This window comes from Brevundimonas sp., assembly GCF_035626535.1.
Taxonomy (GTDB): domain Bacteria; phylum Pseudomonadota; class Alphaproteobacteria; order Caulobacterales; family Caulobacteraceae; genus Brevundimonas.
In genome coordinates this window covers 19792-46491 of record NZ_DASPNO010000092.1, presented here as the reverse complement: position 1 = coordinate 46491, position 26700 = coordinate 19792, and the positions used below count along the sequence as shown (strand labels likewise).

General features: G+C 70.3%; 28 protein-coding genes and 1 pseudogene. 17 read left to right on the top strand and 12 right to left on the bottom strand.

The features are described 5' to 3' along the window. From VEC04_RS14100 to VEC04_RS14090, 3 genes are all read left to right on the top strand, one after another. The coding region (locus VEC04_RS14100) for a PQQ-binding-like beta-propeller repeat protein (protein ID WP_324777624.1) at positions 1-905 on the top strand (905 nt) is incomplete at its 5' end. Continuing rightward, a complete protein-coding gene (locus tag VEC04_RS14095) occupies positions 884-1639 on the top strand; it encodes a cytochrome c oxidase assembly protein (protein WP_324777623.1) in 756 nt (251 codons plus the stop codon). The genes VEC04_RS14100 and VEC04_RS14095, both read left to right, overlap by 22 nt. Next, complete coding sequence (locus tag VEC04_RS14090; RefSeq protein WP_324777622.1) at positions 1636-2370, top strand: cytochrome b; 735 nt, start codon at positions 1636-1638, stop codon at positions 2368-2370. The genes VEC04_RS14095 and VEC04_RS14090 overlap by 4 nt, the downstream gene beginning before the upstream one ends. Here the strand turns inward: VEC04_RS14090 and VEC04_RS14085 are convergent. Continuing rightward, positions 2366-2818, bottom strand: a pseudogene (locus tag VEC04_RS14085) (c-type cytochrome); the annotation flags it as partial. The gene VEC04_RS14090 and the pseudogene VEC04_RS14085 sit on opposite strands and share 5 nt — an antisense overlap. 328 nt (positions 2819-3146) lie before the next feature. Between VEC04_RS14085 and VEC04_RS14080 the strand changes: the two are divergent. From VEC04_RS14080 to VEC04_RS14065, 4 genes are read left to right on the top strand one after another with little or no spacing between them, the layout of a single operon-like run. Beyond that, positions 3147-3404, top strand: a complete 258-nt coding sequence (locus VEC04_RS14080) for a c-type cytochrome (RefSeq protein ID WP_414642685.1) — start codon at positions 3147-3149, stop codon at positions 3402-3404. Beyond that, entirely contained in the window at positions 3394-4356 is a 963-nt protein-coding gene (locus tag VEC04_RS14075; protein WP_324777621.1) for a cytochrome c oxidase subunit II, read from the top strand. The genes VEC04_RS14080 and VEC04_RS14075 overlap by 11 nt, the downstream gene beginning before the upstream one ends. Beyond that, positions 4353-6890 (top strand): cbb3-type cytochrome c oxidase subunit I, encoded by a 2538-nt coding sequence (locus VEC04_RS14070; protein WP_324777620.1) that lies wholly within the window; start codon positions 4353-4355, stop codon positions 6888-6890. Before VEC04_RS14075 ends, VEC04_RS14070 begins: the two co-directional genes overlap by 4 nt. Before the next feature lie 3 nt (positions 6891-6893). Beyond that, positions 6894-7202 (top strand): hypothetical protein, encoded by a 309-nt coding sequence (locus tag VEC04_RS14065; protein WP_324777619.1) that lies wholly within the window; start codon positions 6894-6896, stop codon positions 7200-7202. 3 nt (positions 7203-7205) lie between these two features. Here the strand turns inward: VEC04_RS14065 and VEC04_RS14060 are convergent, their stop codons facing one another. Beyond that, entirely contained in the window at positions 7206-7910 is a 705-nt protein-coding gene (locus VEC04_RS14060) for a glutathione S-transferase N-terminal domain-containing protein (RefSeq protein ID WP_324777618.1), read from the bottom strand. Positions 7911-8037: 127 nt separating this feature from the next. On the opposite strand from VEC04_RS14060, the gene VEC04_RS14055 reads away from it, so the two are divergent. Further along, positions 8038-9426, top strand: coding sequence for a methylmalonyl-CoA mutase family protein (locus VEC04_RS14055; RefSeq protein ID WP_324777617.1), 1389 nt, complete (start codon positions 8038-8040; stop codon positions 9424-9426). Continuing rightward, positions 9423-11564, top strand: coding sequence for a methylmalonyl-CoA mutase (gene scpA / locus VEC04_RS14050; RefSeq protein ID WP_324777616.1), 2142 nt, complete (start codon positions 9423-9425; stop codon positions 11562-11564). Before VEC04_RS14055 ends, scpA begins: the two co-directional genes overlap by 4 nt. A 3-nt stretch (positions 11565-11567) precedes the next feature. On the opposite strand, the gene VEC04_RS14045 is transcribed toward scpA, so the two are convergent. The 7 genes from VEC04_RS14045 to VEC04_RS14015 form a co-directional block, all read right to left on the bottom strand. Further along, entirely contained in the window at positions 11568-11993 is a 426-nt protein-coding gene (locus tag VEC04_RS14045) for a DUF6491 family protein (protein ID WP_324777615.1), read from the bottom strand. Positions 11994-12034: 41 nt separating this feature from the next. Continuing rightward, positions 12035-13843, bottom strand: coding sequence for an FAD-dependent 5-carboxymethylaminomethyl-2-thiouridine(34) oxidoreductase MnmC (gene mnmC, locus VEC04_RS14040; RefSeq protein WP_324777614.1), 1809 nt, complete (start codon positions 13841-13843; stop codon positions 12035-12037). A gap of 87 nt (positions 13844-13930) precedes the next feature. Continuing rightward, complete coding sequence (locus VEC04_RS14035) at positions 13931-14182, bottom strand: hypothetical protein (protein WP_324777613.1); 252 nt, start codon at positions 14180-14182, stop codon at positions 13931-13933. A 180-nt stretch (positions 14183-14362) separates the two neighbouring features. Next, a complete protein-coding gene (locus VEC04_RS14030) occupies positions 14363-14584 on the bottom strand; it encodes a hypothetical protein (protein ID WP_324777612.1) in 222 nt (73 codons plus the stop codon). A 178-nt stretch (positions 14585-14762) separates the two neighbouring features. Further along, entirely contained in the window at positions 14763-15041 is a 279-nt protein-coding gene (locus tag VEC04_RS14025) for a hypothetical protein (protein WP_324777611.1), read from the bottom strand. 152 nt (positions 15042-15193) lie between these two features. Continuing rightward, on the bottom strand, positions 15194-16063 hold the full coding sequence (motA, locus tag VEC04_RS14020; RefSeq protein ID WP_324777610.1) for a flagellar motor stator protein MotA: 870 nt from the start codon (positions 16061-16063) through the stop codon (positions 15194-15196). A 77-nt stretch (positions 16064-16140) separates the two neighbouring features. Then, complete coding sequence (locus VEC04_RS14015) at positions 16141-17940, bottom strand: long-chain-acyl-CoA synthetase (protein WP_324777627.1); 1800 nt, start codon at positions 17938-17940, stop codon at positions 16141-16143. Between the two features lie 354 nt (positions 17941-18294). On the opposite strand from VEC04_RS14015, the gene VEC04_RS14010 reads away from it, so the two are divergent. Next, positions 18295-18843, top strand: coding sequence for a hypothetical protein (locus VEC04_RS14010; protein WP_324777609.1), 549 nt, complete (start codon positions 18295-18297; stop codon positions 18841-18843). 56 nt (positions 18844-18899) lie between these two features. Here the strand turns inward: VEC04_RS14010 and VEC04_RS14005 are convergent, their stop codons facing one another. Continuing rightward, positions 18900-20231: a sorbosone dehydrogenase family protein gene (locus VEC04_RS14005; protein WP_324777608.1), complete on the bottom strand. Its 1332-nt coding sequence runs from the start codon at positions 20229-20231 to the stop codon at positions 18900-18902. Positions 20232-20330: 99 nt separating this feature from the next. Beyond that, the gene (locus VEC04_RS14000; protein ID WP_324777607.1) at positions 20331-21143 is read right to left on the bottom strand and encodes a DUF1206 domain-containing protein; all 813 of its coding nucleotides are present in this window, start codon (positions 21141-21143) and stop codon (positions 20331-20333) included. A gap of 197 nt (positions 21144-21340) precedes the next feature. Between VEC04_RS14000 and VEC04_RS13995 the strand changes: the two genes are divergently transcribed. The 3 genes from VEC04_RS13995 to VEC04_RS13985 all read left to right on the top strand — a co-directional run bounded on the left by VEC04_RS13995 (position 21341) and on the right by VEC04_RS13985 (position 24080). Then, positions 21341-22279, top strand: a complete 939-nt coding sequence (locus VEC04_RS13995) for an ABC transporter ATP-binding protein (RefSeq protein ID WP_324777606.1) — start codon at positions 21341-21343, stop codon at positions 22277-22279. A 2-nt stretch (positions 22280-22281) separates the two neighbouring features. Then, a complete protein-coding gene (locus VEC04_RS13990; protein WP_324777626.1) occupies positions 22282-23049 on the top strand; it encodes an ABC transporter permease in 768 nt (255 codons plus the stop codon). A 92-nt stretch (positions 23050-23141) separates the two neighbouring features. Further along, positions 23142-24080 (top strand): hypothetical protein, encoded by a 939-nt coding sequence (locus VEC04_RS13985; RefSeq protein ID WP_324777605.1) that lies wholly within the window; start codon positions 23142-23144, stop codon positions 24078-24080. Here VEC04_RS13985 and VEC04_RS13980 read toward each other — a convergent pair. Beyond that, complete coding sequence (locus tag VEC04_RS13980) at positions 24077-24460, bottom strand: hypothetical protein (RefSeq protein ID WP_324777604.1); 384 nt, start codon at positions 24458-24460, stop codon at positions 24077-24079. The two genes, VEC04_RS13985 and VEC04_RS13980, sit on opposite strands and share 4 nt — an antisense overlap. Positions 24461-24562: 102 nt before the next feature. Between VEC04_RS13980 and VEC04_RS13975 the strand changes: the two genes are divergently transcribed. Genes VEC04_RS13975 through VEC04_RS13960 form a run of 4 tightly spaced genes read left to right on the top strand, consistent with a single transcriptional unit; the run spans position 24563 to position 26698 of the window. After that, on the top strand, positions 24563-24910 hold the full coding sequence (locus VEC04_RS13975) for a metalloregulator ArsR/SmtB family transcription factor (RefSeq protein WP_324777603.1): 348 nt from the start codon (positions 24563-24565) through the stop codon (positions 24908-24910). Beyond that, positions 24907-25392 (top strand): SRPBCC domain-containing protein, encoded by a 486-nt coding sequence (locus tag VEC04_RS13970; protein ID WP_324777602.1) that lies wholly within the window; start codon positions 24907-24909, stop codon positions 25390-25392. The genes VEC04_RS13975 and VEC04_RS13970 overlap by 4 nt, the downstream gene beginning before the upstream one ends. Beyond that, positions 25389-26042, top strand: a complete 654-nt coding sequence (locus VEC04_RS13965; protein WP_324777601.1) for a dihydrofolate reductase family protein — start codon at positions 25389-25391, stop codon at positions 26040-26042. The genes VEC04_RS13970 and VEC04_RS13965 overlap by 4 nt, the downstream gene beginning before the upstream one ends. Next, a complete protein-coding gene (locus tag VEC04_RS13960) occupies positions 26042-26698 on the top strand; it encodes a glutathione S-transferase family protein (RefSeq protein ID WP_324777600.1) in 657 nt (218 codons plus the stop codon). Before VEC04_RS13965 ends, VEC04_RS13960 begins: the two co-directional genes overlap by 1 nt. Positions 26699-26700: the final 2 nt, after the last annotated feature.

Sequence of the window (26700 nt, the reverse complement as noted above, 5' to 3'; positions counted from 1 at the left end):
TGCAGGAGCGGCGCGTGCCGCAGGGCGGCGTCGAGCCCCGCGAGCGGACGGCGACCCAGCCGTTCTCGCGCTTCCACACGCTCGCGAAACGCGACCTCACGGAGCGCGACATGTGGGGCATGTCCCCCATCGACCAACTGCTTTGTCGAATAGGCTTCCGCCAGGCCTCGTACGAGGGGATGTACACGCCCCCGACCAGCGACCGGCGCTGGATCCAGTATCCCGGCTACAACGGCGGCTCGGACTGGGGCGGCGTCGCGGTCGATCCGCAGCGCGGCTGGATCATCGCCAACTACAACGACATGCCGAACTACAACCGGCTGGTCCCGCGCGAGGAGGCGAACGAGAAGGGCTGGTTCCCGCGCGGCGATCCCCGGCTGAAGAAGCAGACGCCCGAGTCGCGCGGCGGCGTGCCCGAGGGGGCCGAGGGCGCCGGCGATCCTCAGTGGGGCGTGCCCTACGCCATCGACGTCAACGCCGGCTGGCGAATGAAGGCGACCGGCATGCTGTGCAAGCAGCCGCCCTACGGCGGCATCCGGGCCATCGACATCCGCACCGGCCGCACGGTCTGGGACCGGCCGCTGGGGACCGCGCGCAAGAATGGTCCGTTCGGCATCCCGTCGATGCTGCCGCTGGACATCGGCACGCCCAACAACGGCGGCTCGGTGGTCACCGCAGGCGGACTGATCTTCATCGCCGCCGCCACCGACGACCTGATCCGCGCCATCGACATCGAAACCGGCGAAACCATCTGGTCCGACGTGTTGCCGGCCGGGGGTCAGGCGGCGCCGATGGTCTATGAGCAGGACGGGCGGCAGTATCTGGCAGTCATGGCCGGCGGACATCATTTCATGGAGACCCCGGCCGGAGACCATGTGATCGCATGGGCCCTGCCGGAGCGATGAGCGGCGGCGGACCGGCCTGGGCGCCGTACTGCGGACCTGGTCCGGATCCGGCCGGGTGGCTGGCGCAATGGAATTTCGATCCGGCGCTGATCGGCGCGCTGGCGCTCGGGCTGGCCCTGGCGCTTTGGCGGGTGTCCGGCCGCCGGCGGGCCGCGGGCGTCGGCGCCGTCCTGATCCTCACCCTGATCTTCGTCTCGCCGCTGTGCGCGCTGAGCTCCGCCCTGTTCGCCGCACGGACCGTGCACCACGTTCTGCTCGTGGCGGTCGCTGCGCCGGTGATCGCTCGGGCGCTGCCGAACCGCCAGACGGGCCCGCTGGCGCTGGCGACGGCGGCGCAGGCGGTGGTGTTCTGGGCCTGGCATGCGCCGGCCGCCTACGGCTGGGCCCTGTCCAGCGATACGGCCTACTGGCTGATGCAGCTCAGCCTGCTCGGCACGGCGGCGTGGTTCTGGGCCGGCGTGCGCCGGGCGTCGGCGCTCGCGGCGGTGGCCGCCCTGCTGCTGGCCATGGTGGCCATGGGACTGCTCGGCGCCCTACTGACCTTCGCCGGCGAGGCGGTCTACGCCCCGCATTTTCTGACCACCGCGGCCTGGGGGCTGACCCCGCTGCAGGACCAGCAGGCGGCCGGGCTGATCATGTGGGCCCCGGCGGCGGCGGTCTATCTGGCCGCGGCGCTGATGGCGCTCGGCCGCTGGATCGGACCTGACGCACGGGCCGGCGCGAGCCCCGCATGATCGACCGGCTGATCGTCAACGTCCTCGAATGGGCCGCGGGCCATCACGACGAGGGCCGCTACTCGCCGGTGGCTATCGTCTTCCACTGGACCATGGCGGCGCTGGTGGTCTTCCAGCTGATCTGGGGCTGGTGGATGGGTCGGCTGCCGGTCGGCGGCGACAAGGTGGCGGCCCACGACCTGCACTATCTGGTCGGCGTGCTGATGCTGGTTCTGGCCATCGGCCGAGGCCTGTGGCGCGCCCTCGCGCCCGGGCCGATCAACGACGCCGACAAGCCCGGCTGGGAAAGCACGGCGGCGCACGTGACCCACTACGTCTTCTACACCTGCCTGTTCGGCCTGCCCCTGACCGGCTGGGCGATGATCTCGGCCACGGCGCGCGAGCAGGATCTGGCGCTGGTCGGTGTCGTCCCTTGGCCGCTGATGCCCTTTGGAGACCTTAGCCTTGTCCAGCGCTGGCGGATCGAGGCCCTGTCCGAATGGATGCACTGGGGGCTGGTCGTGACCCTGCTGATCCTGATCCCGATCCACGTCGGAGCCGCGCTGAAACACCACTTCATCGATCGGGACGACGTGTTCCACGGGATGCTGCCGGTCGTGCCGCAGCTACCCCGGCGGCGGACGCGGTGGCAGCGTCGCTGGCGGGCGGCGGAGCAGTGGGTGCGCGCTCGAGCCAGGCCGCTATGGCCCGCATCTCGGCCTCGGTCAGACCCGCGACCGCGCCGGCCATGACGCCGCGTGGATCGTTGCGCCGCTCGGCCCGCTTCCAGCGCCGCAGCTGATCCAGCGTATAGGCCGCCGGCTGGCCGGAGATGGCGGGATTGCCGGCGCCGAGCCCCTGGCCTTCGGCGCCGTGGCAACTGGCGCAGGCGGCGACGCCCCGGTCGGGCGCGCCGTTCAGATAGAGGGCGGGGGGCGGGCTTCCCGGTCCGGTTGGCGCGGGCGGAGGCATCGCGGCGTAGAAGGCCGCCACCGCCCTTTGGTCGTCATCGTCCAGCCAGCGGGCGATGCGGCTCATGACCGGATCGGTGCGCACGTCCCGGGCGTAGTCCGACAGCTGCTTCTGCAGATAGCCGGCGTCCAGACCGGCGAGGCGAGGGACGCTGACTCCGTCGCCCGTCCCGTCCAGTCCGTGACAGCTGAAACAGGCGTTGGCCGGGCCGCCGTCGCCGCCACCCATGGCGATGATCTCGCCATCGGCCGTGAAGGCCTCGATCGAGCGGTCGCTCGCCGGCGAGCAGGCCGCGGTCGTGACGAAGAGGAGGACCGGGATCAGGCGCACGCCGAACCAACACCATCCGACCTTTGCGGTTCCGGGGGGTCCGGAACCGTGACGCTGGGCACGGGTTTGTTTCCCGGAAGGGGCAGGATGGCTGACCATTTCACGGCGCACGACATGCATCAGGCGATGGGTCCCGCTGGCGGCGGTCCTGCTGGCCGCCTGCGGGGACAAGGCCGAGCCGCCCCGCACGGTCGCCGGGGCCGATCCGGCGCGGGGACTCGCCGTCATGAAGCGGGTCGGCTGCGCGGCCTGCCACGCCATTCCGGGAATCGACTGGCCGCAGGGCCGGACCGGGCCGTCGCTGAAGGGGTTCGGGGCCAGCCCGATGATCGGCGGTCGCTTCCCCAACCGGCCCGAAGTACTGACCGTCTGGCTGATCGACCCGCCGTCGCTGTCGCCGGAGACCGGCATGCCGCCGTCACCGATCACGGAAGCGGAAGCCCGCGACGTCGCGGCCTACCTCTACACGCTCGATGAGCGCTGAGCGGTCCTCGCCCGAAGGGATTGCGGGCTGGCCGCCGCCCGCCCTGGATCCGGCCGGACCGTTCGCCGGGCCGCTGAACGCCCTCGCCTGGGTGTTGTTCGCGATGGGCGGCGCGGTGCTGCTGGTGGTGCTGATCGCCCTGGGCGTGGCGTTGTTCGGCCCGCGGCGGTGGCGCGGCCGTCTGGGCGGCGAGCGGTTGGTGTGGATCGGCGGCCTGGCCTTTCCGGTCGTCGTGCTCAGCGCCCTGCTGGTTTACGGCCTCGGCCTGACCTCGCATCTGACGCAGGAGCCTGCGCCGGGCGAGATGCGGGTCCGGGTCACCGGCGAGATGTGGTGGTGGCGGGTGGCCTATGTGGACGCGGCTGGGCGCGAGGTGCTGCAGGACGCCAACGAGGTGCACATCCCCGCCGGCCGCCCGGTGGTGTTCGAGCTGGATTCCGCCGACGTGATCCACAGCTTCTGGGTCCCCCGGCTCGGCGGCAAGGTCGACATGATCCCGGGTCGACGCAACCTGATGCGGCTGCAGGCCGACGCGCCGGGCGTCTACGGCGCTCAGTGCGCCGAATACTGCGGCGGGCCCCATGCGCTGATGGGGCTGGTCGTGGTCGCCCACACGCCCGCCGACTTCGAAGCATGGCGGGCGCGGCAGTCGGCGCCGGCGGTGATGGCGACGCTCGCCGGTCCCGGCGCCGAGGTCTTCGCCCGCGCCGGCTGCGGCGCCTGCCACACCGTCGCCGGAACGCGCTTCAACGGCCTGGCCGGCCCGGATCTGAGCCATGTCGGTTCGCGCCGCACCCTCGGCGCGGGCATCCTGCCCAACAACCACGGGACGCTGGCCGGGTGGATTTCCGACAGCCAGTCGATCAAGCCCGGCAACCGCATGCCGGCCTATCCGGTGTTGACCGGTCAGGAGCTGCGCGACGTCTCCGCCTGGCTCGAGAGCCTGAAGTGAACAGCGAGACCGGCTTCGACCCGGCCCTCTACGACCGCTTTCCGACGGCGGGCGAGCGGCCGGCGGGCGAGCTCGAAGACCTGGAGAAGGCGTGGTGCGGCCCCCGCGGCTGGGAGTGGATCACCGCCATCAACAACAATTTCGTCGGCGTCTACTACGTCGGCGCGGCCATGCTGTTCTTCGTGCTGGCGGGGACGCTGGCGGTTCTGATGCGCACCCAGCTGGCGGTGCCGATGAACGGCTTCCTGCCGCAGGAGACCTACAATCAGTTCTTCACCGTGCACGGCACGATGATGATGTTCCTGTTCGCCGTGCCGGCCGTAGAGGCGCTGGGTGTGCTGCTGCTGCCCCAGATGCTGGGCGCGCGCGACCTGCCGTTTCCGAGGCTCAGCGCCTACGCCTTCTGGGCTTATCTGATCGGCGGCCTCGCCTTCTTCGCCTCCCTGTTCTTCGGCCTCGCTCCCGACGGCGGCTGGTTCATGTATCCGCCGCTGACCAGCGTGGCCTGGTCGCCTGGGATCAACGCCGACTTCTGGCTGCTGGGCATCGGCTTCATCGAGATCTCGGCCATCGCCGGGGCCATCGAGATCATCGTCGGCGTGCTGCGCACCCGCGCCCCGGGGATGACCCTGGACAAGCTGCCGGTCTTCGCCTGGGCCATGCTGATCTTCGCCGGGATGATCATCGTCGCCTTTCCGTCGATCATCCTCTCGACCCTGCTGCTCGAGGTCGAGCGGGCGCTGGGCTGGCCCTTCTTCGATCCGCTCAAGGGCGGCGATCCGCTGCTGTGGCAGCACCTGTTCTGGTTCTTCGGCCACCCCGAGGTCTACATCATCTTCCTGCCGGCGGCGGGGGCCATGTCGACGATCATCCCGGCCATGGCGAGGACGCCGCTGGTCGGCCACCGGCTGGTCGTGCTGGCCATGCTGGCGACAGGCTTCATCAGCTTCGGCGTGTGGGCCCACCACATGTTCACCACCGGCATGCCGACGATCTCGACCAGCTTCTTCTCGGCGGCGTCGATGGCCGTGTCGGTGCCGGCGGGGGTGCAGGTCTTCGCCTGGATCGCCACCGTCGCCGCCGGCCGGATGCGGTTCAGTACGCCCGGCCTGTTCGTGCTCGGCGGACTGACCATCTTCGTCATGGGCGGCCTGACCGGGGTGATGGTGGCCATGGTCCCGTTCGACTGGCAGGCGCACGACAGCTATTTCGTCGTCGCCCACCTGCACTATGTGCTGATCGGCGGCATGGTCTTCCCGATGTTCGCGGCCATCTACTACTGGCTGCCGATGACTTCGAGCCGGCCGCTCAGCGAGCGGCTGGGGAAGTGGGTGTTCTGGCTGATGTTCGCCGGCATGCACCTGACCTTCCTGCCCATGCACCTGACCGGGCTGATGGGCATGCCACGGCGGGTATACACCTGGCTGCCGGACCGCGGATGGGAGTGGCCCAACCTGATCTCGACCGTCGGCGCCTTCGTGTTCGCGGCCGCCGTGCTGCTGTGGATCATCGACATGGCGCGGAATTTCCGCCCGTTCGGCGGCCGCGACGCCGGCAATGTCTTCGACGGCCCGGGCCTCGAATGGCTCCCCACCGGCCTCTACTCGGTGCGATCGATCCCGGTGGTGAGGAGCCTCTATCCGTTGTGGGACCAGAAGGGGCTGGCGCGCGATGTCGAGGCCGGGCGCTACTTCCTGCCCAACACCGCCACCGGCGAGCGTGAGACTATCGTCACCTCCACCCTGAACGCCGAGCCGCAGTATCTTCAACGCATGCCCAGGCCCTCGGCATGGCATGTCTGGGCGGCGGTTTTCACGGCGGCCTTCTTCCTGCTGCTGACGGTCAAGGCGTACTGGCCGTCGGTGGTCTGCGGCGTGCTGGGGCTCTACTGCATCCTCCAGTGGTGCTGGTTCCTCGACCGGCCGATGGCGATGAAGACCGCCGACATCGGCGCCGGCATCACCGTGCCGACCTACGCCAGCGGACCCTCCAGCCACGGCTGGTGGGCGGTGGTCATCACCCTCGTGGTGGCCGGGATGGTCGCCGCCCTGATGGGCTTCAGCTACGTCTTCCTGTGGAGCCGGAACCCCGCCGACTGGGCGCCGCCGCCGGGACTGTCGTCAATGGCGGGGGTGGTGGCGGGCAATGCCGGGGCCGCGGTGCTGGCGTGGCTGGCCTGCCGCTCGCTGAGGCTGGCCCGGCCGCGCAGCGGCGCCGTGGCCGTCCTGATGATGGCGGCGGCCGCCGCCCTGATCGTCGGCGCCTGGGGAGCGGATCTGGACGCCTGGCGGGCGACCGGCCTGCGGCCCGAGGTCAACGCCCAGGGCTCGACCGTCTACGCCCTGCTGGCGTGGCAGGGCTTCTTCGCCGCCGTCGTGGCCTTGATGGGCCTCTACGCCGTGCTGCGCTGGCTGGCCGGCCATCTGATCGCGGAGCGGCCCTCGACCTGCGATCTGATCGCGCTCTTCATCGTCTATTCGGCCGGGCAAGGGACCTCCGCCACCCTGCTGACGCGGCTGTTTCCGGGAGGCTGAACGATGCGGCGCTGGGCCTGGATGCTGGGCGGACTGATCGTCTGGACGGTCCATTTCATGGGCGTCTACGCCATCGCCAGCCTGGCCGACGTGGTCAGCCGGGCCGACGATCCGGCCTGGCGCATGGCCGGACTGGCGTTCAGCGCCGTCTGCCTGCTCGCCGCCGTCGCGATCACCGCATGGGCGGCGCGACGCCTGCGCCGGCGGACGGACCCGTCCACCGGCTTCGGCGATCAGCTGTCCCTGCTCGGTGGCGGCGTCGCGACCGTGGCCATCGCCTGGCAGACGCTGCCCACGGTCATCGGCTACTGAGCCTCAGGGCCGCTTCGGAATCTCCAGCCCGCGCTGCACCGCCGGGCGGGCGAGGCCGCGTTCCAGCCAGGCGGGCACATTCCTCAGGCCGTCGAAATCGACCAGTTCGCGCGCCTCGTAGAAGCCGATCAGGTTGCGCACCCAGCCCAGCATGGCGACGTCGGCGATTGTGTACTGGTCACCCATGATCCAGTCGCGGCCTTCCAGCCGTCCGTCGACCACCCCCAGCAGCCGCTTCGACTCGGCGACGTAGCGCTCGAGCGGACGCTTGTCCTCGATGGCCTTGCCGGCGAACTTGTTGAAGTAGCCGAGCTGGCCGAACATCGGCCCCAGCCCGCCCATCTGGAACATCACCCACTGGATCGTCTCGTAGCGTCCGGCGGCGTCGGCCGGGATCAGCCGACCGGTCTTCTCGGCCAGATAGATCAGGATGGCGCCCGACTCGAACAGGGCCAGCGGCTTGCCGCCCGGCCCGTCGGGATCGATGATGGCGGGGATCTTGCCGTTCGGGTTCAGCGACAGGAATTCCGGACCCCAGGTCTCGTTCTTCGTGATGTCCACCAGGTGCGGCTCATACGGGAGGCCGAGCTCCTCCAGCATGATCGAGACCTTCACGCCGTTGGGCGTATTCAGCGAATAGAGCTGCAGCCGGTCGGGGTGTTCGGCGGGCCAGCGTTGCGTGATCGGGAAGGCGGAAAGGTCGGCCATGGAGAAGCTCCTGCTGTGGTTCTCACCTATGTAGGATCGGCCCGCTGAACCGCAACTGCTGCAGTGGCGTATTGATGCGCGGACTCCTGATCTGGACCCGGCGCGTCCATGCGGGCATTGGAGGCGCATGACTTTCCCCACCCCGTCCCCGGCCGACTGGAAGGCGCTCGCCGAGAAGGCGCTGAAAGACCGGCCGGTCGAAAGCCTCATCCATCTCGACGCCGACCAGCTGGCCGTGCGGCCGCTCTACGCCGCCGCCACAGGCGTCGAGCCCCTGTTCGCGCCGCGCCCCTCGGACGCCGACGGCCGGGCGTGGGATTTGCGCACCCTGGTCGAGGGCGACGATCCGGTGGCGGTCAATGCGGCGGTGCTGGCAGACCTCGAGGGCGGGGCGGCGTCGGTGGTGCTGAAGGGCGCGGTGCTGGCGGACTCGGCCCCCCTGGCGGCGGCGCTGGACGGCGTGGCGCTGGAGCTGGCGGCGGTCGGTCTGGACGCCGGGCTGGCGGGCCCCGAAGCCGCCAATGCGCTGGCCGTCGCCGCCAAGGGCTCGCCGCGCGCCAGGCTGATGTTCCACCTGGACCCGGTCTCCGCCTTCGCAGAAACCGGCGAGGCCTCCCGTGCGCTCGAGGAGCATCTGACCCTCGCCGCCAACACGGCGGCGCGTCACGCCGGCGCCTATCCGCAGGCGACCTTCTTCCTCGCCTCAGGCCGCGTGGCGCACGAGGCCGGCGGCTCGATCGGCCAGGAACTGGCCTTCGCGGCGGCCAATTCGGCAGCGCTGGTCAGGGCCGCGGTCGAGGCCGGCATGACGGCGGAGCAGGCGCTGCGCGGAACCGTGCTCGGCATCTCGGTCGACCAGGAGTATTTCGACAGCCTGGCCAAGGTCCGGGCCCTGCGCCTGATGTGGCGCACGCTCAGCCGGGCCTTCGGAGCGGGGACGCCCGCCGTCATCGAGGCGCGGTCGTCGCGGCGGATGCTGTCGGCGCGGGACCCTTGGCCGAACCTGTTGCGGCTGACCGCGGCGGGCTTCGCCGGCGCGGTCGGCGGCGCGGATGCCGTGGTGCTCGACGGCTTCTCGCGCGCGAGCGGTCGTCCCGACGACTTCGCCCGGCGGCAGGCGCGAAACACGCAGCTGGTGCTGATGGAGGAGGCCCACGTCGGCCGCGTCGACGATCCGGCGGCGGGCTCGTGGTTCCTCGACCAGCGCACCCGCGAGCTGGCCGAGGCCGGCTGGGCGGAGTTCCAGAAGATCGAGGCCGAGGGCGGGATCGTCGAGGCCCTGCGCGGTCACGTCATCCAGCCGCGCGTGGCGCGGGCCCGGCAGACGCTCGAGGCGGCGCTGGCGAACGGCGCGGCGCAGATGGTCGGGGTGACGAAATTCATCGATCCCGAGCCCCGACCGGCCCCCGCCGAACCCGAACCCCGCCTTGCGCCCGAGGGCGGCGGCGACGCCTGCGTGCCCCTGACCCCCATCCGCTTCGCCGCGCCCTTCGAAGCGATGGAGGCCGGCCGATGAGCTTCCCGAACTTCACCAGGGTCGACCTCGATCTCGGCCCCGTCGGCGCCGGCCCCGCCCGCGAGCCGTGGAACACTCCGGAGGGCCTGACCGTCGCTTCGGCCTACGGCGCTTCCGCGCTGGACGGTCTCGACTTCATCCACGGCCTGCCCGGGATCGCGCCCTATCACCGCGGCCCCTATCCGACGATGTATGCGTCCAACCCCTGGACCATCCGCCAGTACGCCGGCTTCTCGACCGCCGAGGCCTCCAACGTCTTCTACCGCCGCAACCTCGAGGCCGGGCAGAAAGGGCTGTCGATCGCCTTCGACTTGGCCACCCACCGCGGCTACGACAGCGACCATCCGCGGGTGAAGGGCGACGTCGGCATGGCCGGCGTGGCCATCGATTCCATCTACGACATGCGCACCCTGTTCGACGGCATCCCGCTCGACAGGATGAGCGTGTCGATGACCATGAATGGCGCGGTTCTGCCGGTGCTCGCCCTCTACATCGTGGCGGCCGAGGAGCAGGGCGTGCCGCACGCGGCGCTGACCGGGACCATCCAGAACGACATCCTCAAGGAGTTCATGGTCCGCAACACCTACATCTATCCGCCCGCGCCGAGCATGCGGATCATCTCGGACATCTTCGCCTGGACGGCCGAGCACGCGCCGAAGTTCAACTCCATCTCGATCAGCGGCTACCACATGCAGGAGGCCGGGGCCTCGGCGGATCTGGAGCTGGCCTACACGCTGGCGGACGGCATCGAATACATGAAGGCGGGCGTCGAGGCAGGCATGCCCATCGACCGGTTCGCCCCGCGCCTGTCGTTCTTCTGGGCCATCGGCATGAACTATTTCATGGAGGTGGCCAAGCTGCGCGCCGGCCGTCTGCTTTGGGCCGAGGCGGTGTCGAAATTCGGCGCCAGTGACCCACGCTCGCTGTCGCTGCGGGCGCACTGCCAGACCTCCGGCTGGTCGCTGGCGGCGCAGGACGTGTTCAATAACGTTTCGCGCACCATGGTCGAGGCCATGGCCGCTGCGGGCGGCCAGACCCAGAGCCTGCACACCAACAGCCTCGACGAGGCGCTGGCCCTGCCGACCGACTTCTCGGCCCGCATCGCCCGCAACACCCAGCTGCTGCTGCAGATGGAGACCGGCCTGACCCGCGTCATCGATCCGTGGGGCGGCAGCTACTACGTCGAGCGTCTGACGCACGAGCTGGCCGAAAAAGCCCGCGCCCACATGGCCGAGGTCGAGGCGCTGGGCGGCATGGCCAAGGCCATCGAGGCCGGGGTGCCGAAGCTGCGCATCGAGGAATCCGCGGCGAAGACGCAGGCGCGGATCGACACCGGCCAGCAGACGGTGGTGGGGGTGAACCGCTACCTCGCCAACCACATCGACGACATCCCGGTGCTCAAGGTCGACAACGCCGCCGTGCTGGCCTCCCAGCTCGACAAGCTGAAGCGGCTCCGGGACGAACGCGACGAGGCGAAAACGCAGGCCGCGCTGAACGCTCTGACCGCCGGGGCGCGTGGGAAGGCCAATCTGCTGCAGCTGTCGGTCGAGGCGGCCCGGGCCTACGCCACCGTCGGCGAAATCTCCGACGCGCTGGAAGCCGCCTTCGGCCGCCACGTCGCCACCGTGAAAACCGTTTCCGGCGTCTACGCCAGGGAGGCCGGCGACGATCCGAAGATCGCCCGCGCCCGCGGCATGGTCGCCGCCTTCGTCGAGAACGACGGCGGCCCGCCGCGAATCCTGATCGCCAAGCTGGGCCAGGACGGCCACGACCGCGGCCAGAAGGTCATCGCCACCGCCTTTGGCGACCTCGGCTTCGAGGCGACGGCGGGCGCTCTGTTCCAGACTCCCGCCGAGGCGGCGAAGGAGGCGGTCGAGCGCGGCGTCCACGCCGTCGGCGCCTCATCGCTGGCCGCCGGGCACCTGACGCTGGTGCCCGAGCTGAAGGCCGAGCTGGAGAAGCTGGGCCGGCCGGACATCATGATCGTGGTCGGCGGGGTGATCCCGCCGTCGGACGTCCAGACCCTGATCGACATGGGTGCGGCCGCGGTCTACCCGCCCGGCTCCGTCATCGCCGACACGGCCATCGACCTGATCGAGAAGCTGAACCAGCGCCTCGGCTACGCCCAGAAGGCCTGAGCCTCAGGGTCTGTGGGCGCTCGGCAGGGCGGCGACCTCTTCGGCGCTCAGCACGCGGTCGACGCGGGCGCGGCAGGTGCTGACAGGCGCAGCCGAGCCCGGCAGGGTGATCCGCGCCCAATCGCCGGTGCAGAGACGGCCGCCGGACAGGGCCGCGCCGTCCGCCGTGATCGCCAGGCGCTGGGCGAAGTCCAGATCCGTGCAGCCGCCTGAAGAGTTCAGCTCATAGACGTCGTTGCGGGTGACGCGGACATAGAGCTGGCCGGATCGGCCTTGTCGGAAATTCCGGACCTGGTCGGCGCTGAAGCACTGGCGCTCGGGCCGGGCCGAGGCGCTATCCCCGTCCATGCCGCTGTCGGGGGTGGGGGCGCAGGAGGCCGCGAGGGCGGTCAGGGCCGCGACGGCGGCGGCTGAAATCAGACGGGTCATGATCGATCTCCGGGCCGGCGGGTTGGAGCGTCGGCTCAGCGTCAACCGTCCATCCGCGGTGAAGGTTGCGCAAGAGGGGCGGCGATCACGAAACGATTCGCTTCGACCCGCGCCGCCAGCGCCGCGGGCAGGGGCGAGGGCGCGCCCACCCCCAGCGCCGCGACGTGCTCGGCCAGCACCGGGGCGACGCAGAAGCCGCGCGAGCCAAGGCCGGTCAGCACGAAAAGGCCCCGCGCCAGCGGACCGGCCAGCGGCAGGCGGTCCGGCGTGGTGGCGCGGATCGCCGCGTGGCTGCGAACGCCGCCCGCCGCGGCGATGCGTTGCGCCAGTTGCGGCAGGCGGGCGGCCACCGTCTGCAGGTTTCGGGCGGTGGAGGCGGCGTCGGTCTCGACCCCGGTTTCGCCCCGGTCGTGGGTGGCGCCGAACAGGAGCCCGTCGGGCGTCGGCGACGCGTAACCGCCCCAGGCCACCGGGGGGCTGGCGATCCCCTCCACCCAGTCGGCCTGACCGCGGACCGGCGTCAGCGGCAGGTCCGGCGCCAGCGCAGCCGCGCCCCAGCCGGTGGCGATGACGACGATGCCCGCCTCGAGAAGGGTCTCGCCCGCCGTGTCGGCCAGCCGCCAGCCCGTTGCGCAGGGCTCGATCCGGGCGACCCTGGCGGCGATCCGATCCGCCTCTCCGAGCCACGCTTCCAGCACGGGGCGGGGGTTCAGGGCGAGCGTGTCGCGCATCAACAGGCCGCCTGTCTCCACCGGCTCCCCCAGCCGGACGGCGCAGTCGGAGGCGTCCAGCGGCGTCATGGCGCCCTCGGGCCAGATATCCTGCGCGGCGACCTTGGCGAAGCGGGCGCCGTCCCGCGCGGCCTGCTCCAATTGCAGCACGCCGTCGGCGAGGACCGCGCCGGGAACCGCCGCATAGAGCGCCCGGGCGCGCGTCAGGGCCTGGGCGTGCAGGGCCGCGATGGCCGCGTCGCCGGCGTCGAGGCGGGGCGTGACCAGCGCTGAAGGAAACCCGGAGCCTCCGGCGCCGGGCGCCGTCTGTTCGATCACGGTGCAGGGCTGGCCGAGCGCCGTGAAGGCCCGCGCCAGGGCCGCGCCCGCTATGCCCCCGCCGATGATCGCCACGCGAGGAGCGGCCTCGCTGACGTGACCGCCGGGCAGATGAGCCTCCAGCCGTTCCCGCTTGCGTCCATGGCCGGGGCGCTTCTCGACCGTGAAGCCGCGCTCGGAGAGTCCCCGCCGCACCGCGCCGGCGACCGTGAAGGTGGCCAGCCGGGCCCCGGGGGCGGAGCAGGCGGCGACGCCATCCAGAACCGCGCCCGACCACATCGCCGGATTGGTCGAGGGGGCGAACCCGTCGAGGAACCAGGCGTCGGCCCGCCCCGACCATTGGGACAAAGCCCAGGCGGCCTCGCCCACGGCCAGATCGAGCGTCGCGTTGAACGCAGGCAGATCGAGGCGATGGAAGCCCGGCGTCGGCGCCGGCCACGCGTCGAGCAGGGCGCGGGACGCGTCGCCGATCTCAGGCCAGTTCCCCAGCGCCCGTGCGGCCTCGTCCCGGCCCAGCGGGAAGCCCTCGACCGAGAAGATCTGCAGCCGCCCGCCCGGCGATCCCTCGCGGCGCCACAGGTCGAGCAGGGCGGCGATGTTCAGGCCCGTGCCGAAGCCGAGCTCGGCGACGGTGAAGCGGCGACGGCCCCGCCACGTCTCCGGAAGACCGCATCCCGCCAGGAAGACCGCCCGGCTCTCGGCCAGCCCGTCCTCGCGCGAGAAATAGATGTCGTCGAACCGGCCGGAACGGGGCGCGCCGTCCTCGGTCCAGACCAGTCGGGGCGATCGGTCGTCAGTCATGGCTCAGGCTTCTGGCCACGAATGCGACCAACGAAAAGGGGCCGCCCAACGGACGGCCCCGATCGACAGTCTTTTCGCCGGCTGGCGTCAGTGGGCCTCGACCGGCGTGGCCGGCTCGGGCTCGGCGGCCTGGGCGGCCATGGAGGCCTCGGCGCCTTCGGCGGCGGCCTTGGCGTCGGCAGCGGTCTGCTCGACCGTCTGGTCGACAGCGGCCGGATCGGTGACGCCCGAAGCCTCGGCGGCCTGGGTGGAGGCTTCAGGAGCCTTCTCTTCAGCGTTGTTGCAGGCGGCGAGCGCCAGGGCGGCGGCCGAGGCGGCGATCAGGGCGACGATGCGCATGGGGAGATCCTTCGTTCGAACGGACGACAGTGTCCCGGACCCCGAGATACCGACGGCGGCGCCGGCCGCGCAAGTGAATTTGCCGCAAGGCGGCTTCGGTCAGGGACCGCGCAACGAAAAAGGGCCGCCCGCGAGGGCGACCCTTTCCGAACGAACCCGAAGGTCCGTCGATCTCAGATATTACTGAGCCGGAGCAGCCGGGGTGGTCTCGGCGGCCGGGGCGGCCGGGGTTTCAGCCGGGGCTTCAGCCGGGGCGGCCGGGGTCTCGGCGGCCATCGGGGTTTCAGCCGGAGCTTCGGCGGCCGGCTCGGCGGCGGTTTCTTCGGCGGCCTTGTCGGCGGGCTGGCAGGCGGCCAGGGCCAGAGCGGCGGCCGAAGCGGCGATCAGAGCAACGATGCGCATGGTGTTTCTTCCTTCAGAAGGGTCATACGAGGGCATGAATCCTCGCAAGGCCGAGATAACGGCTTCGTGAGCAGATGCGCAAGCTAAATTCTCACGGGTTCGTGAACTGCTGTCATCCGACAGCAAAAAGGGGACCGCGGACGGTCCCCTTTCCGGATACGTTGCGGGCGTCGGAATCCTACATCGGCGGCGGCGACGAGGTCGAGCCGTTGGACTCGGGCGGCAGGGTCGGCGGCGTCTGGCCGGGAGGCGTGGTCGTGCCGTCGGGGTTGGCGGGAGTCGTCGTGTCCGGCGTCGTACCGGTCGGCGGAGTCATGGCCCCGTCGGCCGCGGGGGCCGTCGCCGAGGCGTCGGCGCCAGTCGCCGTGGCGTCCTTGGCGGTCTCGTCCTCTGCGGGCGTGCAGGCGGCCAGCGCGAGCGCGCCAAGGGCGGCGGCGGTGATGATCATCAGCTTCATACGTATTCCTCCGAGCGATCGCCCGGGCGAAACAGCCGCCCGCTCCCACGATCGGTCCTGCGGGTAACCGGCCACGCGTCCGGCTGTTCCCGAACCCGTGATCGGCGGTGAGAGGCTGTGATGGGGCCGTGATGGGGTCGCGGTTCGGGCGGTCACGCCTCGGTCGGCGCGCCCTGCAGCGATTCCTCCATCTCGAGGAAGGACGGCTGGGCCGAGGACGGGATATCGCCCCGGCCGATCTCGACCGAAATCTGCGCCGCATTGCCGTGCAGGTGGGCGACCAGCACCGACTGGATGATCTTGTAGAAGGCCGATTCCTCGTCGACGATCGCCTTCAGCCGCGCCGCAATCGGACCGACCAGCCCATAGGCCAGGAACACGCCGAGGAAGGTGCCGACCAGCGCCCCGCCGATCATGCCGCCGAGGATTTCCGGCGGTTCGGTGATCGAGCCCATGGTCTTGATCACCCCCAGGACCGCCGCGACGATGCCCAAGGCCGGCAGGGCGTCGGCGAGCTGCTGCAGCGCGTGCGGCGCGCCGAGCGCCTCGTGGTGATGCTTCTCCAGCTGCTTTTCCATGGCGTCCTCGATCTGGTGTGGATCCTCGAGGTTCATGGTCATCATGCGCAGGGTGTCGCAGATGAAGTCGGTGGCGAAATGGTCCTTCAGGACCTTGGGGTATTTCTGAAAGATGGCGCTCTCGGCCGGCTTCTCGATGTGGCTCTCAAGGGCGATGACGCCCTTGGACTTCATCGTCTTGGTCAGCTGGAACAGCAGCGACAGCAGGTCCTTGTAGTCCTGCTTCTTCCATTTCGGTCCGGCGAAGGACTTGCCGAGGCCGCCGAGCGTCGACTTGATCACCGTGACGCTGTTCGAGATCAGGAAGGCCGCCAGGCCGGCGCCGCCGATGGCCATCATCTCGTGCGGCAGGGCGTGGAGGATCACCTCGAACTTGCCGCCCGAGATGATGTAGCTGCCGAACACGAGGGCGAACAGCAGCACGATGCCGATAATCTGGAACATGGAGAGACGGTCGGTCCTGCGCGCGAGAGACGCCGACCATCGCCATTAATCATTAAGGGGCGGTTGCGAGCCTGCGACTACAGCCGCGTCTCGCCGTTCAGGATCGCCAGCAGGGCCACGTCGCTCAGCCTGGTGTAGCCGCTCCTGCCGCCCCGGACGTAGACCGGCCCCTCGACCTTGCCGGGGTCGAACCCGTCGGCCACCAGATCCATCTTGCGGTATTTGAACGTGCCGGTGGTGTCCGCCGCCTTGATGATCCGCACGAAAGCCGGCCGTGCGTAGACCGGCAGTTCCTGATCAACCCAGTCGGCGAAGGCGCGGGCGCCGAACTTGCCGTCGATCACCAGGGCGACCATGCCCGCCTTGCCGTCATAACCGGGGACGGGGACGCCGTAGGCGATGACTTCCTTGACGCCCGGCGCGTCGGCCAGGCGCTGCTCGACCTCGGCCGTGGAGACGTTCTCCCCCTTCCAGCGGAAGGTGTCGCCGATCCGGTCGATGAAATAGACGTAGCCCTCGGAGTCCTGCTTCATCAGGTCGCCGGTGCGGAACCAGCGGTCGCCCCGCACGAAGACGTCGCGCAGGACTTTCCGCTCCGACGCCGCCTTGTCGGCATAGCCGGAGAAGGCGTGGCGGGTGTCGTCGCCGATGCGTCCGATGGCCTCGCCGACCTCGCCGGCCTTCGCCAGCTGACACAGGCCGTCGGGTCCGCGCACCGGCTCCTCGGAGTCGATGTCGAAGCGCACCAGCCGGAAATTGATCTGCTTCTTCAGGAAGCCCGGGGCGCGCCCGATGGCCCCCGGCTTGCCGTCGAAATTGAACAGCGAGACGTTCCCCTCGGTCGAGCCGTAGAATTCGAGAATGTCGGGGATCGCGAACCGCTTCTGGAAGTCGTTCCAGACGTCCGGGCGCAGCCCGTTGCCGAAGGCGAGCCGAAGCTTGTGGGCCCGCTCCTCGGGGTTCTCGGGGCAGTTGACCAGATAGCGGCACAGCTCGCCGATGTAGACGAAAAGGGTCGCGCCGGACGATTTCACGTCCGGCCAGAAGTTCGTGGCCGAGAACCGCTTGCGCAGCACCAGCCGACCGCCGTTCAGCAGGGCCGGGCCGATGCCGACCAGGCCCCCGGTCGAGTGATAGAGCGGCAGCACGTTGAAGGTCACGTCCTTGTCGGTCGCCGCCGTCGCGCCGGCGAAGGCGCGCATATAGGTCCGGGCCCGGGCGTGGGTGACCTTTGCCGCCTTGGGCATGCCGGTCGTGCCGGAGGTGTAGATGTAGAGGGCCGTGTCGCGGTTGGTCAGGCCCGAGCGCACCGAGCGCGCGGGGCGCACGGACGACCCGCCGCGGACGGGTTTGTCGAGGCCGCGGCGCTCGTCGGCCTCGTCGGCGTCGGCCAGCCCCAGCACCCAGAGCATCAGGTTGCGGCCGGCGAGCGGTCGGGCCTCCTCGACCTTGCGCCAGGAGTCGGCGTCGGTGACCACCTGCGACGCGTTGGAGATCGACAGGCAGTGGGCAAGGGCGTGGCCGGTCAGGTTGGTGTTGATCAGGGCGGTCGCGACCCCGACCTTCGAGAAGCCGATCCAGGCGGCGAGGTATTCGGCCCGGTTCAGCATGACGAGGGCGATGGTGTCGCCGCGCTTCAGCCGCCGGCTCTGGGCCCAGTGGCCGAACCGGTTGGCCATGGCGTCGAGCTCACGGTAGGTCAGCGTCAGGCGGTCGTCCTGGACGGCGACATGGTCCGGAAACTTGTCGACGGCCTCTTCCCAGTCGTCACAGACCAGGTCTGCGCTGTCGAGGTCGATCAGCTTGATGCGCTTGAGCAGTCGGCGCAGCCCCTTCGCGAACCGCATGTCGCGCCGGATGTTCGCCACCAGCCCCATCGTCCCATCCACTCCGTCGAAAGACAGCCTTCCCTTGGTGATGAACAAGCCGCCCCTCCGGGTCAACCGGCGGGGGAATCCTGAGCGGCTTTGCGGCGCGTCGAACGCCGGTTTACGCGGGGGCGTGGCGCCGAAGCGGCGGTTCCGTCGGGTCAAGTTCGATTTGGTGGTCCAAACAGTCCGCGCGGCAGGTCTGAGAATTGCTCCAGCGCGCCGACAGTAAGTACGCGCCACAAAACTGAACGGGAACAGGCCAAACTGTGTTCGCAACAGTGTTTCTTCAAGGCGTGGCCGTTCGAGCGGAACCGTGATCTCGCAAGTCGGTTCCGACATCACCGAATTGGAGGAACACAGATGTCTGTAACCTATCCCCATGACCGACCGATGCCGCAGGGCGAGCAGTTTGAGGCTCCGCGCGAGGAGCCGTTCGTCCCGGTCTACGCCCGCACCCGCCGCACCGCCCGGGGCCGCAAGGGCGGCGTGAAGACCTGGATGATCCTCGCTCCCGTCGGCGCGCTGGTCCTCGGCGGCGCCGCCGCGGCGGCCCTGATGATGGGCGGCGGCGACGAGGCCGCGCCCGCGCCGCCGGCCGAACCGGCCGCCACTGCGCCCGTGCTCCCGGCCCAGCCCGTGCTGACGGAGACCGCGTCGGTCGAGACCGCTCCCGTGGTCGAGGCGACTCCCGCCCCCGCCCCTGTGGTCCGCCGGGCCGCGCCGGCCCCTGCGCGCCGCGCCGCGGCTCCGGTCCGGGCCACCCCGGCTCCGGCGGCGCCCACCCCGCGCGTCGAAGTCGCCCCGACCGGCCCGCAGCCCTATACGGCGACCCTGAACACGGCCCCGTCTACGACGACGACCCCGGCGCCCGTCCAGACGCCCGTCATCGTGATCCAGCCCGCGGACTGATGGCGAACCGCGCAGGAAGAAGCCCCGGCGGAGCGATCCGCCGGGGCTTTTTCATGTCAGACGCCGGTCGGAGCAGGCGCGACGGGCGACACCCGCCAGATGACGTTGCCGACGTCGTCGGCGACCAGCAGCGCGCCACGCGCATCGAACTGGACACCCACCGGCCGCCCCATCGCCTGATCCTGTTCGTTAATGAAGCCGGTCAGGATGTCTTCCGGCCCGCCGTTCGGGGCGCCATCGGCGAACGGCACGAAGATGACCCGGTAGCCGTTGCGCGGCCGGCGGTTCCACGAGCCGTGCTGGCCGACGAAGGCGCCGCCGCGATAGCGGGCGGGGAACAGGCCGCCCTCGCCGAATGTCAGGCCCAGCGAGGCGGTATGCGCCCCGAGCGCATAGTCCGGCTTCAGCGTCCGGGCCACCATGCCCGGATGGCGCGGCTCGACCCGCTCGTCGACGATCGGGCCGTAGTAGCTCCATGGCCAGCCGTAGAAGCCGCCGGGCCTCACCGAGGTCATATAGTCGGGCACCAGGTCGTGGCCCAGTTCGTCTCGCTCGTTGACCGCGACCCAGAGCCGGCCGCTGTCCGGCTGCCAGGCGAGGCCGACGGGGTTGCGCAGGCCGGAGGCGTAGATCCGGCGGGCCCCGGTCGCCGGATCGATCTCTAGGATGGCGGCGCGGTCGACCTCCTCCTCCATGCCGTTCTCGCCGATGTTCGAATTGGAGCCGACGCCGACGTAGAGCCGCGAGCCGTCCCGGCTGGCCACCAGGCTTTTGGTCCAGTGGTGGTTTCGGCCGGCGGGCAGGTTGGCGATCCGGCGCGGCGCCGCGGTGATCGCCGTCTGGCCGGTCTGATAAGGGAAGGCGACGACCGCGTCGGCGTTGGCGACATAGAGGGTCTCCCCGACCAGAACCATGCCGAAGGGCGACATCAGGTTCTGCAGAAAGGCGGTCTTCGTCTCGGCCACGCCGTCGCCGTCGGCGTCGCGCAGCAGGGTGATCCGGTTCGCGCTCGGGACCTGCGCCCCGGCCTTCTTCATGAACAGGCTCTGGAAGAAGCCCCGCAATCCGCCCTTCTTGCCCTCCGGCTTGGGCGGGGCGTTGGTTTCGGCCACCAGGATGTCGCCGTTGGGCAGCCGGTACAGCCAGCGCGGATGATCCAGCCCCGACGCAAAGGCCTGTACGCGAAAGCCGGGCGCCGGCGTCGGCGTGCGCCCTTCCGGCCAGCCGACAGCCTCGGCGACGTTGACCACCGGGAACAGCGACCGCTGCGGCGCGGGCAGGACGGGGTTGGGCCCGAAGCCCGCCATCGGGTCGAGCGCCTCACCACCGCCGCATCCCGCCACGGCGAGGAAGAGTGCGGATGCGATCAGCGACTTGAGGCGGGCCATGTTGGCCTCCGGGAGTGGATGGGCGTCAAACGCGGGAAACGGCCGGATGGATCATCCCGCGCCTCCGCCGCCGCCCGCGCCACCGGAGCGGACGGCGGTTCAGAGCGGGGACTTGAGCTCTCGCGGCGGACGGATCCGGCGGAACCGCGCCTCGATGAAGGAGAAGGCGCCGAAGGCGACGAAGCCCAGAGCGGCCGCCGCGAGGATCCACGGACCGGCCGGCTGTCGCTCGACCGCCTCCAGCGCCGAGCCGAAACTGGTCACCTCCGAAGCGCGTTCGTCGAGGCCGGCCAGCACCACCAGACCGGCCAGGGGCAGATAGGCCAGGCCGCGCGCGACATGTCCCGCCCGCGCGAGCGGGGCGACCCGCCGGCACAGCCGCTTCGAACAGGCGAGGTATTCGGTGAAGTCCTCGCGGCAGGCTTTGACGATGTTGCTCACACCGACGCCGAAGATCGCCAGCCCGGCGGCGACCAGCAGCCACTGGCCGAGCGGCAGGGCCAGCACGGCGGCGGCCCGGGCCTGGCTCTGGGCCACCCCGTCCCCCGCCGGATCGGCGGGCGCGCCGGCCATCAGGCCGAAGGCGGCGACGGCGAGGGCGGCGTAGCTCAGGCCGCTGAACAGCTGGCTCAGGCGTCGGCCCATCCCGTTCAACGAGAGGCCCTCATGGTCGGCGTCGAACACGGCCTGCAGCAGGCGCCACATCACGAACGCCGCCAGTCCGAGGCCGATCAACAGGGCCCACACCCGGCCGAGCGGCCTCTGCGCCAGCCAGTCGAGCGCTCCCTTCGTGCCTACGGCGCCGCCGATCAGATCGACCGACGCCAGCAGGATCAGCACGCCGACGGACAGATAGACGAAGCCTCGGGCCCCATAGCCCACCCTCGCCGCCAGCTCGATCAGATCGCGCAAGGGCGGAACCAGGCGCAGCAAAGGCGACCTGCGGCGCCCCGTTTCGCCGAGGCGCGCGAGACGGGAGCGGAGGAGGGCGAGGGGGTTCGGCACGGCGACCTCAACTCCCCCGGCGGAATATGGCTCCGCTATTCGCCCTCCGGTCTTGAGGTGCGGCGGGCGGACGCATATCTGCTGCCCGCTCAGGGAGGGCGTGCATGCAGCCGGTGATCTCCATCGAAGGTCTGACCAAGACCTACAAGTCCGGGCTTCAGGCCCTCAAACCCATCGACCTGACCATCCGGAAGGGTGAGATCTTCGCCCTGCTGGGACCGAACGGCGCCGGCAAGACGACGCTGATCTCGGTGGTGTGCGGCATCGTCACGCCCACGACGGGCAAGATCACCGTCGACGGCCATGACATCCTGTCCGACTACCGCGCCGCGCGCAGCAAGATCGGCCTTGTGCCGCAGGAGCTGACCACCGACGCCTTCGAGTCGGTGCTGGCGACGGTGACCTTCAGCCGTGGCCTGTTCGGCAAGGCGCCCAATCCCGCCTATATCGAGAGCGTGCTGCGTGAGCTGTCGCTGTGGGAGAAGCGCAACGACAAGATCATGACCCTGTCCGGCGGCATGAAGCGCCGGGTGCTGATCGCCAAGGCGCTGAGCCACGAGCCTGACATCCTGTTCCTCGACGAACCCACCGCCGGCGTCGACGTCGAGCTGCGCCGCGACATGTGGAATCTGGTCCGCCGCCTGCGCGAGCAGGGCGTCACCATCATCCTGACCACCCACTACATCGAGGAGGCCGAGGAGATGGCCGACCGGGTCGGGGTGATCCTGAAGGGCGAGCTGATCCTCGTCGAGGAGAAGACCGCCCTGATGAAGAAACTGGGCAAGAAGACCCTGACCCTGAACCTGCAGGACCCGCTCGCGGCCGTGCCGCCGGAGCTGGCGGAATGGAACGTCACCCTGAACGACGACGGCCATGAGCTGGAATACGTCTTCGATTCCAACCTTGAGAAGACCGGCGTGCCCTCGCTTCTGCGCAGGCTCAGCGACCTGGGCATCGCCTTCAAGGATCTGAACACCAGCCAGAGTTCGCTCGAGGACATCTTCGTCAGCCTGGTTCATCGCGATACGGGAGCCGCCGCATGAGCATGACCTTCAACGGCCATGGCGTCTGGGCCATCTACCGCTTCGAGATGGCCCGCGCCCTCCGCACCATCTGGCAGTCGCTGGTCACGCCGGTGATCACCACCGCCCTGTATTTCGTGGTCTTCGGTTCGGCCATCGGCAGCCGCATGACCGAGATCGACGGCGTGCCCTACGGCGCCTTCATCGTGCCGGGCCTGATCATGCTGAGCCTGTTCACCCAGTCGATCTTCAACGCCAGCTTCGGCATCTACTTCCCGAAATTCACCGGCACCATCTACGAGCTTCTCTCGGCGCCGGTGTCGCCGTTGGAGATCGTCATCGCCTACGTCGGGGCCGCCGCGACCAAGTCGGCGGTGCTGGGGCTGATCATCCTCGCCACGGCCGCCTTCTTCGTGCCGCTGCAGATCCTTCACCCGGTCGAGATGCTGGCCTTCCTGATCCTGATCTCGACCACCTTCAGCCTGTTCGGCTTCATCATCGGCGTCTGGGCCAACGGCTTCGAGCAGTTGCAGATGATCCCGATGCTGGTGGTCACGCCGCTGACCTTCCTCGGCGGCTCGTTCTACTCGATCGACATGCTGCCGGAAGCCTGGCGGACGGCGACGCTGTTCAACCCCGTGGTCTATCTGATCTCCGGCTTCCGCTGGACCTTCTACGGCAGCGGCGACGTCGGCATCGGGGTCAGCCTCGGGGCGACGCTGGGGTTCCTGCTGATCTGCCTGGTCATCGTCGGCTGGATCTTTCGGACCGGCTACCGGTTGAAGAACTAGGCCGGTCGCCGTCACGAAACGGGCCAGATCGGTGCGCACCCTTGTCCGGACTTCGCGTTTCTGAAGCGCGCCCGATCGGCGCGGGAGAGTTCATGTCCACCGACGACCACCAGCCCCTCAACGGTTCGTCCGCCCCCTTCGCTCGCCGCCCGGTGACCTGGGGCCGCGCACCCGCGACCGTGTTCCGCGCCGGACCCCTGCCGAAAGGCGAGCGCCTGCCGCCGCTGCCCCAGCCGCCGAAACCGGCTCCGGCCCCGTCGGCCCGCGCTGACATTCTGAGCGGCTCGATGATTCCGCAGGCCGCGTCGGCGCCCCGGCCCGCGCCGGCTCCGGCCCCGGCGCCTGAACGGGCGACGTTCGAGGCGCCGGCGCGGCCGGCCCCCGCCGCCGCCGGCGCCGACCTCACGGTGCGGCCGCTACCGCCGGTCGAGCCGCCCGCCGGGCCCCGCCGGGAACCCGCTCCGTCGCGGACGCCCGACCTGAAGCCCGTCGAATCGGTGGCGACGGTCAGCCCCGCATTGGCTTCCGCCACGGCCCGCCGTCCCGGCCGTCGCACGCCGCTCTACGCCGCCGCCGCCGCGGCGGCAGTCGGCGCGGTCGCCGTCGGCGGATGGATGCTGACCCGCTCGCCCGCGTCTTCGCCGGAGAGCGCTCCCGCCGCCGCACTGCTGGCCGAGGCGCCCGCCCCCGCGCCGCCTACAGGTCTGGTCGAAGCCGCTCCGCCGATCGACGCCGCGCCCGTTTCCGAAGCTCCGGCGACCACAGCCGCGGCCCGTACGCCGGTTGTGACCTCGACCCCGGTTCGCCCCGCGCCGGCCGCGCCCGAACGGCCCGCCGCCGGCCAGCCCGCGGCTCCGCCCGCGGTCGTCGTTTCCGGGCCGCCGCCCGCCGCGGCCGCGCCCGTCGAACCACGGATCGAGATCATTCCGGCCGAACCGGCGGGGCCGCCTCCGACCACCGCCGAACGGCCGCCCGCGGATCCGGACGCGCCGATCGCGACCCGGCCTCAGCCCCTGGAAACGGCGGACTAGGCCGTCCTGACCACCAGATAGCCGCGCTCGACCATGCGGCGCAGACCTTCGTAGGCCTCGGCCAGTTCCTCATAGGCCGTGCGGGCCGAGGTCAGCCGCGCGATCTGGTCGGGCGTCGAGGGCGCGCCGGATTCGCTCTGGCGCAGCGCCTCGCCGACCCATTTGGCGCGCGCCGACGCGGTCTGCACCGCCAGCCGCTGGAACACGGCGGCGTCGAGGCCGGGCAGGGCGGCGGCGATCACCTCGCGATTGGCCACGAAGGCGGAATAGTCGATCTGCTCGAGCAGGCCGCGCAGCCGCCGCTGCTCCTGCGGATCAGTGTCCTGCGGCTCGAAATGGTCCCGCTGGCGACGGTAGGAGGAGGTCTGGATGGTCGACATCGCGTCGCTCCGAAGGTGGATGCCGGGGAGCGTGCGCTGCGCCGATTAACGAGGCGTTGCGCGGGGCTTGCCGACGGCGTTCGCCTCGTGATACTTAAGTGAATGCTTCAGCATCAGCAGCCGCTCGATCTCGCCTTCCAGGCCCTGTCCGACCCCACCCGACGGCGCATGGTCGAGCGCCTGTCCGCAGGCCCGGCCACGGTCAGCGAACTGGCCGAACCGCTGCCGATGTCGATGTCGGCCGTGGTCCAGCACCTGAAGATCCTCGAGGCCTCCGGTCTGGTGGCCACTGAGAAGGTCGGCCGCGTCCGCACCTGCCGCGTGGAGCCCAGGGCGCTGGGCGCCGCCGAACGCTGGATCAACGAACGCCGCCGCTCGGTCGAGGCAAGCCTCGACCGGCTCGGCGCCTTCCTCGACGCGACCAGACCCGAAACGGAGCCCCGCGAATGACCGCGCAACTCGCCCACGGCATGTTCACCATCGAGCGCCGCTACGACGCCTCGCCGGAACGCGTGTTTCGCGCATATTCCGACCCCGTCGCCTTCCGCCGCTGGTTTGTCGAAGCTCCGGGCGCGACCATCTACGAATGGACCCATGACTTTCGTGTCGGCGGCCGGGGCGGCGGCCGCTACCGTTTCGGCGGCGAGGAGAGCGTCGTCGGGTTCAACGACACCCTGTTCCTCGACATCGTGGAGAACGCCCGGATCATCCTCAGCTACGTCATGGGCCGCGAACTCGGGGACGAAAGGCGTCGGGACTCGGCGTCGCTGGCGACCATCGAACTGATCGCCGACAGAGCCGGCACGCGCCTGATCTACACCGAACAGGGCGCATATTTCGGCGACGACGGCGCGGCTCACATCCCGCTGCGCGAGGAGGGCTGCGCCGAGATGTTCGACAACCTCGCCCGCGAGCTGGAGGCCCACCCGTGACCGGCAAGATTCGCGTTTCGTCCTATGCCATTTCCGTCGACGGCTTCGGCGCCGGTCCGGATCAGAGCCTGCAGAATCCGCTGGGCGTCGGCGGCGAGGACCTGCACGAATGGTTCTTCCCGACCGATACCTTTCAGAAGATGTACGGGAAGGGTCACGGCGCGACCGGGGTGGACGAGGCGTTCGCCAGACGCGGCATGGACGGTATCGGCGCCTGTATCCTCGGCCGCAACATGTTCGCCCATTCCCGCGGGCCCTGGCCGGACGACGGCTGGAAGGGGTGGTGGGGCGAGGAGCCGCCCTACCGCTGCCCCGTGTTCGTCCTGACGCATCATCCGCGCGAGCCGCTGGAGATGAAGGGCGGCACGGTCTTCCACTTCGTCACCGAAGGCGTGGAGGTGGCGCTGGAACGGGCGCGCGCCGCGGCCGGCGACCTGGACGTGCGCATCGGCGGAGGGGCGGAGACGATCCGGCAGTACCTGCGCGCCGGGTCTATCGACGAACTGCATATCGCCGTCTCGCCGGTCCTGCTCGGCGCGGGCGAGCCGTTCTGGCAGGGACTGGACCTGCCGGCCCTCGGCTATGGTCTTGCGGAAAGCACGCCGGGCGAGCGGGCCACCCATCTGACGATCGTCCGGAAAGGCGCATGATGAGCTTCACCCTCTGGTATCATCCCTACTCCGGCTACGGACAGAAGGCGGCGACCGCCGCCTATGAGCTGGGCCTGCCCTTCGAGCTGCGCGTGGTGGATCACACCGACGACGCCCTGATGGCCGAGTTCCGCAAGATCTCGCCCTTCGGCAAGATGCCGGCCCTTGTCGACGCGGAAGGCCGCGCCTTCCATGAAAGCTCGATCGTCATCGAATGGATGGATCTGCGTGCGGGCGGCGGGCGGCTGATCCCTCGCGATCCGGCGGCGGCGTTGGAAGCACGCGCCGTCGACCGCGTCATCGACCACTACGCCGGCGGCCCGATGAATCGCATCGTGCTCGAGAAGTTTCGCCCCGAGGGCAGCCGGGATCCGTTCGGATCGGAACAGGACGCCCAGGTGCTGGCGCAAGCCTGGGACTGGCTGGAGGACCGCCTCGGAGACGGTCGGACCTGGGGCGCGGGCGAGAGCTTCACTCTCGCCGACTGTTGCGCCGCCCCGATCCTGACCTACGCCCGGCGCCTGGTCCCGTTCGGCGACCGGCCGCGGCTGAAGGCCTGGCACGGACGGCTGATGGCGCGGCCGTCGTTCCAGCGGGCGCTGGAGGACGCCGCTCCGTTCGGCGACCTGATGCCGGCCCCGCCCGCGGTCGACTGACC